The organism is Rhizobium sp. AC44/96, from assembly GCF_001692185.1.
In the GTDB taxonomy this organism is placed as follows: Bacteria; Pseudomonadota; Alphaproteobacteria; order Rhizobiales; family Rhizobiaceae; genus Rhizobium.
In genome coordinates, this window is sequence record NZ_LXKO01000009.1 from 83,725 (window position 1) to 97,720 (window position 13,996).

Annotated in this window: 11 protein-coding genes; 2 read left to right on the forward strand and 9 right to left on the reverse strand. The window is 60.7% G+C overall.

The window, feature by feature from the left end:
* Window positions 1-541 precede the first annotated feature (541 nt).
* Window positions 542-2,389: an SGNH/GDSL hydrolase family protein gene (locus A6U87_RS10400; protein WP_065691190.1), complete on the forward strand. Its 1,848-nt coding sequence runs from the start codon at window positions 542-544 to the stop codon at window positions 2,387-2,389.
* Here the strand turns inward: A6U87_RS10400 and A6U87_RS10405 are convergent.
* From A6U87_RS10405 to ung, 9 genes are all read right to left on the reverse strand, one after another.
* Window positions 2,376-2,966 carry a putative colanic acid biosynthesis acetyltransferase gene (locus A6U87_RS10405; protein WP_342587884.1) on the reverse strand — a complete coding sequence of 197 codons (591 nt, stop codon included), beginning with the start codon at window positions 2,964-2,966 and terminating at the stop codon, window positions 2,376-2,378. The two genes, A6U87_RS10400 and A6U87_RS10405, sit on opposite strands and share 14 nt — an antisense overlap.
* Window positions 2,967-2,974: 8 nt before the next feature.
* Window positions 2,975-4,288 carry a hypothetical protein gene (locus tag A6U87_RS10410; protein ID WP_065691191.1) on the reverse strand — a complete coding sequence of 438 codons (1,314 nt, stop codon included), beginning with the start codon at window positions 4,286-4,288 and terminating at the stop codon, window positions 2,975-2,977.
* The gene (locus A6U87_RS10415) at window positions 4,285-5,622 is read right to left on the reverse strand and encodes a hypothetical protein (RefSeq protein ID WP_141683938.1); all 1,338 of its coding nucleotides are present in this window, start codon (window positions 5,620-5,622) and stop codon (window positions 4,285-4,287) included. The genes A6U87_RS10410 and A6U87_RS10415 overlap by 4 nt, the downstream gene beginning before the upstream one ends.
* Window positions 5,586-6,560 carry an NAD-dependent epimerase/dehydratase family protein gene (locus A6U87_RS10420; RefSeq protein WP_065691193.1) on the reverse strand — a complete coding sequence of 325 codons (975 nt, stop codon included), beginning with the start codon at window positions 6,558-6,560 and terminating at the stop codon, window positions 5,586-5,588. Before A6U87_RS10420 ends, A6U87_RS10415 begins: the two co-directional genes overlap by 37 nt.
* A 16-nt stretch (window positions 6,561-6,576) precedes the next feature.
* Window positions 6,577-7,785: a glycosyltransferase family 4 protein gene (locus A6U87_RS10425; RefSeq protein ID WP_065691194.1), complete on the reverse strand. Its 1,209-nt coding sequence runs from the start codon at window positions 7,783-7,785 to the stop codon at window positions 6,577-6,579.
* A 212-nt stretch (window positions 7,786-7,997) separates the two neighbouring features.
* Complete coding sequence (locus tag A6U87_RS10430; RefSeq protein ID WP_065691195.1) at window positions 7,998-9,818, reverse strand: polysaccharide biosynthesis tyrosine autokinase; 1,821 nt, start codon at window positions 9,816-9,818, stop codon at window positions 7,998-8,000.
* 179 nt (window positions 9,819-9,997) lie between these two features.
* On the reverse strand, window positions 9,998-10,606 hold the full coding sequence (locus tag A6U87_RS10435; protein WP_065691196.1) for an alpha/beta hydrolase: 609 nt from the start codon (window positions 10,604-10,606) through the stop codon (window positions 9,998-10,000).
* Window positions 10,607-10,620: 14 nt separating this feature from the next.
* The gene (locus A6U87_RS10440; RefSeq protein ID WP_065691197.1) at window positions 10,621-11,553 is read right to left on the reverse strand and encodes a VOC family protein; all 933 of its coding nucleotides are present in this window, start codon (window positions 11,551-11,553) and stop codon (window positions 10,621-10,623) included.
* A 139-nt stretch (window positions 11,554-11,692) separates the two neighbouring features.
* Window positions 11,693-12,394, reverse strand: a complete 702-nt coding sequence (gene ung, locus A6U87_RS10445) for a uracil-DNA glycosylase (RefSeq protein ID WP_065691245.1) — start codon at window positions 12,392-12,394, stop codon at window positions 11,693-11,695.
* A 160-nt stretch (window positions 12,395-12,554) separates the two neighbouring features.
* Here ung and A6U87_RS10450 point away from each other — a divergent pair, with 160 nt between their 5' ends.
* Complete coding sequence (locus A6U87_RS10450) at window positions 12,555-13,979, forward strand: phosphomannomutase (protein WP_065691198.1); 1,425 nt, start codon at window positions 12,555-12,557, stop codon at window positions 13,977-13,979.
* Window positions 13,980-13,996: the final 17 nt, after the last annotated feature.

Genomic DNA, 13,996 nt, shown 5'->3' on the forward strand with positions numbered 1-13,996 from the left:
CCGCAATGTCTCCTGCTGGCGCAAAGCAGACGTGATCATACCCACTGCCCCTGGTAGAGCCGGGTTCTGCAGCATGCGGGGGCTCACAGTGAGTGGATCAGCATGAAGCGCCCCCATATACTCTTTGTGGACATCATAGGTAGTTCTCCCGAACGCACTGGCAGCGCGTATCCATCTGCTTTGGTATCATCTGCTACCGGCCGCTGGTTACCAACCACTGGACCACGGCACACTTAGCTTCCCGTCGTCCTTCATATCGATGCGGCTAGCTTCCCGTTCTAAGCATCAGGAAGGCCGGAGAGGATACCCTGTCAGTTCAATCGGTCAAAAGCTACGTGCCAGAAGGGAGAGAATTGGAGCGGCAGAAACGTGATCGACGGCGGCGGCGGATTTAACGGAGCGTTTCCGGTCTTATGGAGGGCCCGTCCAGAAAGCACCCCACATCCATCCGCCCTTCTCTGAAGTGCCACCGCCGCTTTCCTATCCCCGCACACCGACCATGCCTTAGGATTAAACTCCTAGCATCGTATGGAGATCTCAAATGCATGTTGGTTTCAGCCTTGGTGTCGCTCAACCCGATGTCCCGAAAGCGCCGGTGCCTCTCCCGATCGTCGCCTACGGCGACAGTCTCACCGCAGGCGCCGGTGCCTCAAGTCTTGCTCAGGCATATCCCGCGGTTGCCTCCAACCTCTTCACTCCCGCGCGAAACGTGGCGAACCGCGGCATCGGCGGGCAGAGTTCGACCGAAATCGCGGCCCGTCAGGGCGGCTTGTCGCTGCTCATCGCTGTGCGCGACAGCAACCCCACGAACCTTTACCCGCATAGCCGCGACTGGATGGACACATTCGAAGACGGCAGCATCAACGGGCTCAGCCATCAGCTCGTGCAGAAGGGCCGCGACGAGACTGGCTTGCCATACGGCGATGTCCGCATTCAGGGCACGGCAACCGCATCGTTCACCGACATCGGCCGACTGGTCTATGGCGCGATCGCCGCGAACTACGAAATCGAGCCGGGCAGCAGCTGGACGATATCCGCGGACGCCCAGCTGATCGGCGGATCGACCGCCGGGGTCGTCGGTTTGCGCCTGCTGCTGATCGAAGCCGATGAACTGGGAGGCTACCTCGACGAAATCGCCGCGCCCTCGTTTCAACTCGACGGCACGCGCAGCCACGTCGCAGCAACGGGGCTGGCGACGCACCGGTTCGTACGGTCCACCATCCTGCTGAGTGTCACCGAAGGCAGCACGATCGATCTGACGCTGCGCATTTTCCCCGGACAGTTCGAGGCGGGCGGGAGCGAGACGGCTCTGCAGCTGACGCCGGGCGACGGGCAGATACCGGCATACCATCCGACCTATTCCACCACGCACCGCTTCAGCGCTTCAGCAGAGGGATGGACGCCCCGCCAACAGGATGGGCACACGACACCGATACGTGTGGAGGGCGGGAAGCTTGTCATTGAAAACGATGATGCTGGAACACTGCGGGGATGCGAGCTGGCAGTTGCTGCAATCCCTGAGGGCAAGCTGATCCGCATCGCCTTCGATATCGACTTTCCCGTAGGGACCGGCCTGATCCACGTCGGTGGATTGAACACGCCGGGCGGCAGCTGGGCGACGAGAACCGCCGACGGAAACCCGACCTGGGTGATCAGCAGCAGCGGTCATCACGAGCTCGTCTTCACCAGCGGGAACATGGATTTCGGCAATCCGGTGTGTGGCGCGCTCGCGATCCTCACAAGCGGCACATCAATCGTCTGGTCGCTCGACAATATCGTGATCGAATGGGGAGACGACAACCCGCAGGTTCCGGTGACATACCGATCAATCGATGTCTTCCACGGTACCAGTTCGGCCAGCGCCGGCGGCACCCTGGCCGGCACGCGGGGAACGCTCACGGTCGAATCCGGCTCGACATGGAACTTCACCAGAAGCCTTGCCGGTGACAGCATCCCGGTGCCCTATGAAACACCCTTCAAATCCGATGAGGCCATGTCGCATCGACGCTATCTTCAATGGATCTGGGCCGGACGCAACAACGCAACGGATCAGGCGGCCGTCCTGTCCGATATCGCGTCGATGGTGGCGCACACGACGAGCGGACGGTTTCTCATCGGCTCGATCCTGACCTCGGCAAACGACACGCCGCAGACGAAACAGGCTATCTTCGATCTGAACAGCGAACTGCTCCGTCGCTACGGGCCGCATTATGTCGATCTGCACGCCACGCTTCTTGCGGCAGGCGATGGGAGCGCGCTCGATGACGAGGACCGTGCCGCCGGCATCGTTCCCCGATCACTGCGATCCGATGGCATCCATCTCAACGACCAGGGTTATGCCATCGTCGCGGAAGCGTGGGTCGCCGCCACGCTTGCTATGGGCTGGTAATGCGCGCTCGCTGCCGAATGAACCGGGCCGGGTTTCCCGCGTGGACGCTCCACGCGGGCAGATCCTTCAACGCAACACCCCGCGCGCCGAGAACCGCGCCCTCCTCAACGATCACGCCCGGCCCGACGAATGCCTCGGCAGCTACCCAGGCATTGGCGCCGATCGTGATCGGCCGCGCAACCAGCTGGAAATGCGGGTCGTCGATGTCATGCGTGCCGGCGCAAAGATGGGCGCCTTGCGACACGATAGCGTGCGCGCAGATGCGGATCGGCGCCATGCTGTAGCAGGTCACAACAGGGCCGATCAGCGTGTTGACTTCCATTGTGAGGTTTGGCGGGTACCATATCTTCGCCGAGCCATGGACGCGCGCATTCGACGCCAGTTTCGCGCCGAAGAGCCTCAGGAGCAGCGCCCGCCAAGGATGAAGCGGAGCCGGCGTCCATGCCGCGAGAAGCGCCCAGGTCAACTTCCATACCGCCCGATGCGCTCGGTGCCCGAGGCTGAAGCTCGGGCCGCCGCTCCGCGATCCGTTTGCTTGGGCATCCAATATCCCCAGTCGCCTCTGTTCCATCTCCATCACCGGCTTTATCCTTCCGCTGCACTGACCGCGCGCGTCGCGTCGCGCCGAACCGGGATCGCTGCCAGTCGCGTGACGAGCATCTGACAGGTAAAGAGTGGCAACACCGCACCCACCGGACCGCGCAGGAGGATCGGAAGCGAGGACGCAATAACGAAATGCATGACGTCAACCTGGAAGAAGCTGCCCCAGGTCGAGCGAAGCGCGCTTCGCAGCAACACGGCCGCGACGGTGCCGCCGAGCACCACACCCAGGAAACCAAAATCCATGTAGAAATCGCAGCCGAGAAAGAACGACAGGTTTGGCGTGCCGTACATGCCCGCGGAGAACAGTTCATTGCCAATATCCAGGCCACCGACGATCGGCTTTCCTTCCCACATTGCCCGCGGAACGAAGAAGAGAACCACAGCGGTTAGCTTTTCACCCCAAAGATGATCGTGGGCGGACATGAAACGAACGGCGTGAACGGCAGTGTCGTAGACGTCGATGGAAGGAATGTCGAAGAAATTGCCGACAACGGACAATTGGGAGAGATCGGAGAGCCCGCTCAGACCCGATCGCGTCGTGATATTGAGGATCGGGAAGCCGACCGTCAGCGCGAGCAGGCTGGCGATGTAAAATTTCGAGGCGGAAACCTTGCCGCCGGCGAGCGCAAGCACGATGGGTCCCCACACGGCGAGCAGAATGAAACGCGGCGCGTTGAACGGGTTGCGTGAGATCGCGAGCAGAAGCACGGTCGCCAGCAAGGGAATGGCTGCTGCAAATCGGTGCTGAGCCACCCGGAAACGAGCGGCTATCAGGCAGGTCGTGACCGATTGCGCGGCCAGAAACAGCATGCCCGCGATGAATGATTGCGATGGGTCCTGCTCAAGTCGCGGCAGCAGCAATCGATCAAAACCGCTTTCCGACAGAACGAACAACGCAAAGGACGTGACGTTCACGACCAGCAGGCCGGTCAGCCCTGGCTCCACCGAGGTTGGCGCCCTCTCGCCCTTCTCCATCGAGACGAAAAGAAAGGGAAGGCAGAAGAGAACGACAATGATCATTGCCGCGACGTACTCCCCCGGCTCGTAGGCGAAGGCCGTAATCGCCGTCGTTCCGCCGATCTGGTCGCCATGCAGCAGCTGCAGCGGCGAAATCACGAAATAGATGAAGAGGCAGAACCAGAACACGTCTCCGACCTGAAACTGCTTTGATTCGATCCGCGTGAGGCCCGCCAGCACCATCGCGAGCATCGGTAAAGTCAGCAGGACAACAAATACGCTGTCGGCGAAAGGAAGATTGGCCAGATAGAGGGCAAGTACGGTTCCCATCCGGATCATGGATTGACCTGGACCGAAGTGGCGGGCGTTATCCGTCGGAGAGGACGGCAGACGCAAAGCACCATGACACCATGGCTCAGAACCTCCGCGATCGCGAGCCCCGGCAGGCTGACCCACCAGCCAAGGCCGGCGCTGGCAGCCACACAGGCGATCATGGCGGCATTCATCGCCCAGGCAACCAGAGCAAACCGCCCCAGCGCCTGCGCGGCCTGCGCCACCGTTTGCGCCAGGGCGCCGGTCAGAATGCCGACAGAGAACAGCGCGACGACGGCTGCCGCGCTTGCTAGCGCACCGTCGAGCAGTATCGAGCAGCCGGCGGCACCAACGAGCAGGCCCGACGCCATGGCCACCGCCAGCAGGGTTGCCAAACGCTGGGTTCGAAACGCAGCCCGAAAAGGCTTTGCCGCCGATAGCAGATTTCTGGCAAGCACTGCGAAATGTGCCCTGCGAACGAAGTCCAGCACTTGCGACGCGGCAGCGGCGATCTGGCGCCCGTAAACGAAGAGCGCGGTCGCCACCTCCCCCAGAACCAGCGAACAGACGACGATCTGAAACCGGAATGACAGTTGCCCCGGAAGGACGGAAAGCAGGACGGCGCCGCCTTCCCGCGCGAATTCCAGGCTTTGCGTCCGCGTGACGTTCACTGGCCGAGGCAAGCAACCCAGCAGACGCAGCATCGCCAACTGGGCCGCGACGGCAAAGGCATAGCCGGCCGAAAGCGCAGCACCGAGCACGAGGCCAGCTGTGCTTGGCGCTTCGTGCGCTGCAAACACGAGAGCAAACGCCGATGAGAGATAGGCCAGAACGCTGGTCGCTCCGCTGATACCGCTGAGCTGCATGCCGTCGAACACCCCTGCGGCATTGAACGACCAGAGGAACAGCGCCGGAATAGCCGACAAGATATAGAAGCGGTAGAACGGATCCGCCGACACGAGGGCATAACCGAGCCCGACCGTCGCCACGATGGCGGCAATGCAGAAACGCACGCGGCACGCAGCCCAGTAGCACCGCCCGATCTCGGCCTGCCGTCCTGCGGCATCCGCAAGCGAAACGCGCCTGGCGATCGTCGTGACCGACCCGCAATCGACAATCATCAAGGCAAGGATCGCAAAGGAGAAGGACACGCCGAAACGCGCGAGAAGATCGAACGCGTCGCGACTGACGAGCAAGGTCTGCGCGAGAAAGATCGAGCCCTGCCCCATGCCGAAGCTGGCGATCAGCAACAGAGCGTTCGCATGGCCATTCTGAGATATCCTGCGAAGCGCCGTCGATCTGGCGACCGTTGCGTCAGCCGGCATCACGCCGCCTTCCGCATCAGCTGCCGCTCTATCCACTCATAGGTCTTCTCAAGACCGATCGTCAGGCTCTGTGAAGGACGCCAGCCGAGTTTCTCCTCGATCAGGCGGTTGTCCGAGTTTCGACCGCGCACTCCGGTCGGCCCAGGAATATGCCGCTTGTGAAGACGCTTGCCCGCGATGTCGCAGACCATATCGACGAGCGTGTTTATGCTGACCATTTCGTCCGACCCGATGTTCACCGGTCCCTGAAAGTCCGAGCGCGTCAGCCGCGTCGTCCCCTCTATGCATTCGTCGACATAGAGGAACGACCGCGTTTGCAGCCCATCACCCCATATTTCGATCTCTCCGCCAGAGGAAGCCATCGCGACCTTCCGGCAGATCGCCGCCGGCGCCTTCTCCTTGCCGCCCTCCCAGGACCCGCACGGGCCGAAAATGTTGTGATACCGGGCGATCCGGTTGGTCATCCCGTGATTGCGGTTGTAGGCCAGGAAAAGCCGCTCCGAGATCAGCTTCTCCCACCCGTACTCGCTGTCCGGCGCGGCCGGATAGGCCGAGGATTCCCGGCAGTTGGGGTTATCAGGATCTTCCTGGTTGTAGGCTGGATAGATGCAGGCCGACGACGAATAGAAGATGCGATCGATGTGCCGCAGCCGGGAGAAACCGGCCACGTTGAGATTGATGGTCGCCGAGTTGTGGATGATGTCGGCATCATGCTCGCCGGTGAAGATGTAGCCGGCGCCGCCCATGTCGGCTGCCAGCTGATAGACCTCGTCGAAGCGACCGTCGATCACCTGTTCGCAAACGCTCTGGCTCCTGAGATCGCCAATGACGAACTCATCGGCCGCACTTTCCTCGTAATCAGGAAACTTCAGATCGACCCCGCGAACCCAAAGGCCCTCATGTTTCAATCGTTGAACGAGATGGCTGCCGATGAAGCCACCGGCACCACAGACAAGAGCAGTCTTCCCACGCACGCTACGCCCCCCAGCGTTAGATTGCTTTCAACTCCGGCAAGAACAGACCGGCGAAAATCCCCTCGAAACGATCGCCGATCCGTTGAATATCAAAATTCTTCTCCGCGTAATCTCGCCCGTTCGCGCCGAGCGCCTTGCGCAAAGGCACATCCCCCGCAAGCTTTCGAAGGTTTTCGATAAACGACCCCGCATCGCTTGGTGACGAGACAAGCCCGGCCTGCACCCTTTCGATGATCCGGCGTGCAAGGTTTCCCGTCGGGATCGCGGCAAGAATGGGCTTCCCGCAGCAGAGATAGGTCAATACCTTGGATGGTACCGAAAATATGCCCGCATCCTGCTCGATCATCGCAATCAGGATATCGGCCTTCGCCAACACTTTCGGCAGATCGCCGAAAGGCACCCAGGCCCTGACCGACAGATTGGCAACACCTTCCTCGGTCGCGCGGCGGGAAAGGCTGTCGGCGACTTTCCCCTCGGAAAAAACCTCGATGGAAACGGGCAACTGCTTGGCGGCGGCGAGTAGAATATCGGGATTGTGCTTGTATCCGAGGGTCCCAGCGTAGATCGCGTGGGCCCGCCCCGCCTCGCCCGCCGGAAGCGCAGTTTCGCTTCGAGCGTCCGTCATCTCGCCCAACGGCGCCCAGTTCTCGACAACCGAGACCCGCGCCTGCACAACACCCTGCTGTCGCAGGATCGAAACAAAATCCTCGGTGATCGCAACCACATGATCGCTGCGTCGCAGGAGCGAATATTCCAGTCTCCGGTAGCGAGCCGCAATCACGCCGCCGAACACCGGAAGCGCCTTCGGAACGACCCGACTGATCGCCTCGCTATAGATGTCCTGAAGCCAGAAGACGAACTTCGCGGCACAGGCACGCGCGGCCTTGTAGATCAACGCCTGTGTATCTAGCGGCGCATTGGAGGACACGACGATATCGGGCCGGAAATGCCTGATCTGCCGCGCCACCATCCGGCCGAACTCGATTTCCTGCGATCTCCGTTTGAAGAAGCTGTTCTTCTGGAAGGTTTCGGAGAGCGAAAGTCCAACGATGTCAAGCGTATCGGGATCATCGGCCTTGGTGGCGAGGTCGCCCTTCGGGGTCTGGAAACTCGCCGAGTAGACGTGCGACAGCGTGTGGCCCCGTCGTGCCAGACAACGGGAAAGCTCGATCTGGAACGGATGTCCGGAATAGTCGTGAACGAGAATCCGCATGCCCTCGACCATGTCTTGTTCGCTATGATTTTCTGAAAAATGCTATTCCACGCGCTCGGCTGCCAATATCGGGCCGCCGATATGCTATTCCATCAAGAATAAGGCGTCGGTTGTATTCGCAATTTAACTAAACTTTTACGAAAACAACCTGGATGTCAAGCTCAACCGAGCATATCGCTTAAATTGCATTCACATTTGAACCGGCTGTGGTCGCCGGCATTGTCTCAGGTCCTCGACGGCGAATAGGCGCCGCCGAAGCTCAGCCACTTTTTCTGATCCTGCCGGTTCAACACAGCAACGATCGGAACACCGTCACGGACGTTTGCCTTGAGCTCGGCAACAGCCTTGCGAGCCACGCTTTGAGGCGTATTGGCCCAGCGGACCACGAAGAGAACCGCGTCGCACAGGCGCGCAAGATAGAGCGCATCCACCGCCGCATCGACCGGCGGCGTATCGATTACCACATAGTCGAAGTGCTGACGTGCACGCGAAAGCAGCGCCCTGATTTTCGGGCTCATCAGCAGGTCGTCGGTCGGAAACTCGGCCGGGCGCGCGCCCAGGATCACGGAGAGATTGGTCGCATTGTCGGTCACGACGATATTCGCGAGCCCGGGATCAGGCTCCCCCCGCAGCAAATTGACGAACGCCGGCGTCGGCTCCCGATCAACATGCCGGTGAATGCTGGGCTTGCGCAGATCGCAATCGATCAGCAGCGTTCGCTTGCCGGCGCGGGAATAGGTTCGTGCAAGCGAGGCCGCAAGCGTCGACTTGCCGTCCTGATGCGACGGCGACGACACCATGATCACGATCCCCTGTTCCTGGCCGTCATCGAGAAATGCTGCCCGACTGAGCAGCGCCTGCTCGACGGACACCCTGATCCGCCTGATCGATTCCGAGAAGACCGAAAGCGGCGCGGTTATGATCGTGTCCGAGAGGCCACGGCCATGTGGTTTGTCCAGCTCGCTCCCCTCCTGATGCGGCACCACCGCTGCCAGCGGAATGTTCAACACCGCGCTCACCTGATCTTCGCCGGTAAACCCGCCAACGAAGAACTCACGCAGGAAGGCAGCGCCCAGACCAATGCCAACGGCGACCATCGCCATCACGGCCAGGATCGGCAAGGTCTTCGGATAGGAGGGGTCGATTGGCGCCATTGCCTGCGAGACGACGCGACTGTCCGCCAGTTGCAGCGTTGCCTGCGCCTCGAAGTCCTGCAGTCGGGTCAGCAGGTTCTGATACTGAGCTCTGGCAATCTGCGACGACTGCTGAAGGCTGTAGAACTGGGTCACCGTTGCAGAGGGGACGGCACTCCCGCCATCGGCCATGGTTCCAAAACCGGCCGCGGAAATTCGCGGCACTGCGTCGATATTGAAGCCCGGCAGGTCATGATGGGAAGCCGTAAAGGCGTCGAGCTCGATCTCGTGCTCTGCCAGCAGCTGCTTGGCCGCGGCCACCCGCTGCTGGAGGCTGTTGCGAGCGGCAATCGTACCAGCGACCTTGCCGTCCACCTGGTTCCTGACATAGGCTGTAGTCACCAGGTTGGCGAGCCTTGCAGCCTTCTCGGCATCCTGCGAGGTGACCCCGACCGTGATCAGGTAGGTCAGGCCTTCTCGCCTAACCCTGACCGCGTCTTTCAGCGAGGCAAGCACTGATCCAAGAGCAACGCTTTCGGATGCCGGGGCAGTCTCCCCGCCAAACAGATCACGGACGCGCGCAATCGCGCCACGACCCGGCCGAAACTCCGGATCCGACAGCAGATTGCCGTCCCTGACGACATCGAGCAGAACCGCATCGGACTGAATGATCCGAACTTCACTCTCCACCCGCGAATTATCCGTCAGCCCGTTTGCCGACGCCGTATCCGGATCAAGCAGGTTCTTGGAACTGGTATCGACGAGAAGAAGTGCTTGCGCGGTGTATCGCGGCGTCACGGAGAAAACGACGATGAGCGTCAGCAGGAAGATCGCCGCGGCAAAAGCCAGTATCGTCCACACCTGACGTCGCATCAGGCCGAATAGCGTTCGAAGGTCGGCAATCTCGTTCATCCGAAAGCAAACCCTCGACGGATCCACAACCGGGCACCCGCCCAGGTATTGTTAACAAACAATTACCATAAATGATTGAATACACAACTAGAGATCATCGTATTATATTTGCGGCAACTCGGCGCCGCCCGGTCGCGCATCGGACAGCCTCATAAAAGACTGTCCGACGCATTGTCGATCTATCGATATCGCTCGAAAAGCACTCGAACCGCGTCGATTTCGTTCGGGCGGATATCGTGCCCACCCGGGTGCCATTCCGTCGCGACGGACGCATTCTGGCTTTCGAAATAGTCAGCCAGTGCCTGCGTTACCGGCGGGGGACAAATCGGATCCCGTTGACCGGCGGTGATCAGTATCTTGCGGCCCGCCAAGGCAGGATTTGCCTTGGGCTGGAACGGAATGAGCGGATGCATCAACGCCGAAGCGTCGAACAACCCCTTCTCGATCAGCACGTTGGCAAGAATGTTGGCCCCATTTGAAAAGCCGAGGCCCAGGATCGACGAAGCGCTGTGCTCCTCGGCAAGTCTCTCGACAAAGGCAGCCATCTTGTCGGTCGCGCGCGCGAGATCGGCCATGTCGTAGACACCTTCGCCCGTTCGCTTGAAGAAGCGCGCCGCTCCATATTCGGAAATATCGCCGCGCGGCGAAACGATGGTCGCGTCCGGCAGCAAGCGTCGCACGAAATCGAAGAACTGGTTTTCGTCGCCGCCCGTGCCGTGAAGAGCGAAGAGAATGGGTTTGCCTGGCGCACCGGCATGCAGCCGGTGCACATAATTGCTTTCGGTCATGTCAATCTCCCACCTCAGCCTTCCAGCGGCTGCAGGTGCTGTTCGAGCAGGGACCGCAGATGCTGATGCTGTTGCGGCAGTTTCAGTGCTTCACCGAGATGCGCGGTATCCTCGTCACGGTCGAAACCAGGTTCGTTCGTCGCGATCTCGAACAGGACGCCACCCGGCGTGCGGAAATAGATCGCCCAAAAGTAATCGCGGTCGATAACAGGCGTGACCTGGTAGCCCGTGTCCATCAGCGCCTTGCGGACTTCGAGCTGCTTTTCACGGTTCTCGACGGCAAAGGCCACGTGGTGGACCGACCCCGCACCCGGCAAGGCGCGCGAGATATTCGGCATGGTTTCGAGATCGACAAGATGTGCGCCGTTGCCACCCGGGATTGTCAGGCGCTTCACGCCGTCTCGCTCTTCCTGCACTTGGTAGCCCATGAACTTCAGGAGCTCCGAGGTGGCACCGTCATCGCGCAAACGCATGGCGACGGAGTGGAAGCCGCGGATCGCATGATCCTCGCTGATCCCGCCATGGGTCCATGGTAGGCGGTTATCGTCCTTGACCTCGACGAGCGCGAAACCATTGCCGTCGGGACCGGCAAAGTTCAAGCGCTTTTCACCGAATGTCTCTTCGGCCTTGAGACCGCCGACATTCAGCTTGGAAAGGCGATCGCTCCAGAAGCCGATCGACCCTTCGGGGATGGAGTAGACCGTTGTTCCCACCTCGCCCGTGCCGGGACGACCCTGGGCCATCTTGGGAAATGGAAAATAGGTCATGATCGTACCTGGCGACCCGGTCTCGTCACCGTAATAGAGGTGATAGACGTCAGGTGCGTCGAAGTTCACGGTTTTCTTGACCCGGCGCAAACCGAGCGCATTCGTGAAAAACTGATTGTTGGTGCGGGCGTCCTCCGCCATCGACGTGACGTGGTGCAGACCCTTGATCTGATCGAGCATTTAAGACCCCTTTCTGGCCCGCCTCGCGGGCTTTCGATGGGTGATAGATGATCCTTAACCGCCGACAGGAATAGTCCCGCCGACCGGAACGCATTGTCTCCTTTTAGTGAACGACAAGATCAGTTCGTTCAGCAATGCGTCAGCTGTCCTCCGGCTGGAGCGGAAGTTGCCAGTCGATCGGGTCGCGGCCGCGTGCCTGAAGGAAGGCATTGGCCTGGGAAAAATGCCCGCAGCCGAAAAATCCATTGTGTGCCGAAAGCGGCGAAGGATGCGCCGCCTTCAAAACGAGATGCCGCGACGTGTCGACAAACGCCGCCTTGCGTTGCGCATAGGCGCCCCAAAGCATGAAGACCACCGCATCGCATTCATCGTTCACCTTGCGGATCACCGCGTCGGTAAACTTCTCCCAGCCCTTTCCCTGATGGGATGCCGCTTGTGCCTCTTCGACGGTGAGAACGCTGTTCAGGAGCAGGACGCCTTGCCGGGCCCATTGCTCGAGAAACCCATGCTTGGCCGGGGTGATCCCGAGATCGCTTTGTATTTCCTTGTAGATATTGACGAGCGACGGCGGAATTCGCACACCGGGCCGAACGCTGAAGCACAGACCATGTGCCTGCCCGAGGCCATGATACGGGTCCTGACCAAGGATGACGACCTTGACGTCGGCGAGCGGCGTGAGGTCCAGGGCGCGAAAATACTCCGCTCCCTTGGGGAATATCCGCTTGCCACTCTCCTTCTGCGCCGTCAGGAAAGCCTTGAGCTGCTGCATGTAGGGACTTTCGAACTCTCCAGCGAGAGCATCCCTCCAGCTTTCTTCAAGCGCTACCGTCCGTTCATTCATGGTCATGCCTCCGCCCTTCCGGCTGGAAGAGCTTTCAACTTGCTTCGAAAAGGGATTTGGCAGACATTTTATCGGTCGCCAGTCGTTAAAATTTACAATCTTTGCGTAGATTGCGTCCAAAGCACTAGCGAATTCAAGCGCATCCGAGGGCTTATTCAGGATGAAATTTGGTACAAGCGGGCTACGAGGCCTTTCCGAGGATCTGAAAGGCCGCGCCTCCGCGCTCTATGCGACAGCCTTTGGTCGATACCTGCTGGACAGCCGACGTGCCCAGCCTGGCGATCTGATTCTGGTCGGCCGCGACTTCCGCGACTCCAGCCCGGAGATGGCTGAAAATTGCGTCGATGCGCTTGCCGGCCTTGGCTTCAGGACAGCCGACTGCGGCACGGTCCCAACGCCCGCGCTTGCTCTGTACGGCCTGCAGGAACGCGCGGCCTGCCTGATGATCACCGGCTCGCATATTCCCGCCGACAGAAACGGCATCAAATTCTACCGGCCCGACGGCGAGATCGACAAGGACGACGAAGCGGCGATTACCGCAGCCGCCGCTGAGCTTGACCGGGCGGGCTTTTCTTTCACGCCGGGCGCAAAAACCGCTCCGGATCGCTCCGAAGAGTGCCGGTCATTGTTTGTCCAGCGCAATGGCGGACTGCTCGAAAACGGCGCGCTCGCAGGCCTGACGATCGGTGTCTACCAGCACAGCACGGTTGCTCGCGACCTCCTGGTCGAATTGCTTGAGCAGTACGGCGCCAAGGTGATCGCCTTCGGGCGCTCCGAAACATTCATCCCCGTCGACACGGAAGCGGTCTCCGAGGAAACCATCGCGATCCTCAAGAACGCGGCAAAGCAATATGGCCTGGATGCCATCGTATCCGCCGACGGCGACGGCGATCGCCCGCTGGTCGCCGATGAAAGTGGCCAGCCGCTGCGCGGCGACCTCCTGGGGCTGATCACCGCCAATTTTCTCGACGCAGAAGTCGTGGTTACGCCCGTCACATCGAACTCCGGTATCGAATCCGCCGGCAATTTTCGGGTGATCCGCACGCGTGTCGGATCGCCCTTCGTTATTGCAGGCATGCAGGATGCACGCACGGCCGGCAGTGACGGTGTCGCCGGCTTTGAGGCAAACGGTGGCGTACTCACCGCAAGCGACTTTTCCGTGCACGGCCAGCCGCTGCGGGCCTTGCCAACCAGAGACTGCTTCCTGCCGATACTGGCGACGCTTTCGCTCGCAGCATCGACGAAGCAGCCGCTTTCGGCATTGGTCGCCACGTACCGCCTTCCAGTTGCCGCCGCAGACCGCCTCGAAAACTTCCCCATCGAGACAAGCGCCCGGCTTATGGCCTACCTGCGCGCCGGCCCGGAAAATCTTGCCGCCTTTCTTCGGTCCATCGGCGAGGTCGACGCGATCAGCGATATCGACGGCCTTCGGGTGACGCTCAAGGATCGGCGGATCATCCATTTCAGACCTTCCGGCAACGCTCCGGAGATGCGCTGCTACGTCGAGTCGGAGACCGAGGCCGCAGCCGCCGGCCTGCTCGCTGACGGGCTTGCCGGCATCCGCCAATGGGCGGCCGCACACTGATTGACGACATAAGAACA

Excerpts from the sequence above, each read along its gene's own strand:
- A6U87_RS10450 (WP_065691198.1), top strand. The coding sequence starts at position 12,555 with ATGAAATTTGGTACAAGCGGGCTACGAGGCCTTTCCGAGGATCTGAAA.
- A6U87_RS10400 (WP_065691190.1), top strand. The coding sequence starts at position 542 with ATGCATGTTGGTTTCAGCCTTGGTGTCGCTCAACCCGATGTCCCGAAA.
- A6U87_RS10430 (WP_065691195.1), bottom strand. The coding sequence starts at position 9,818 with ATGAACGAGATTGCCGACCTTCGAACGCTATTCGGCCTGATGCGACGT.
- A6U87_RS10425 (WP_065691194.1), bottom strand. The coding sequence starts at position 7,785 with ATGGTCGAGGGCATGCGGATTCTCGTTCACGACTATTCCGGACATCCG.
- A6U87_RS10435 (WP_065691196.1), bottom strand. The coding sequence starts at position 10,606 with ATGACCGAAAGCAATTATGTGCACCGGCTGCATGCCGGTGCGCCAGGC.
- A6U87_RS10440 (WP_065691197.1), bottom strand. The coding sequence starts at position 11,553 with ATGCTCGATCAGATCAAGGGTCTGCACCACGTCACGTCGATGGCGGAG.
- A6U87_RS10405 (WP_342587884.1), bottom strand. The coding sequence starts at position 2,966 with ATGGAGATGGAACAGAGGCGACTGGGGATATTGGATGCCCAAGCAAAC.
- ung (WP_065691245.1), bottom strand. The coding sequence starts at position 12,394 with ATGAATGAACGGACGGTAGCGCTTGAAGAAAGCTGGAGGGATGCTCTC.
- A6U87_RS10410 (WP_065691191.1), bottom strand. The coding sequence starts at position 4,288 with ATGATCCGGATGGGAACCGTACTTGCCCTCTATCTGGCCAATCTTCCT.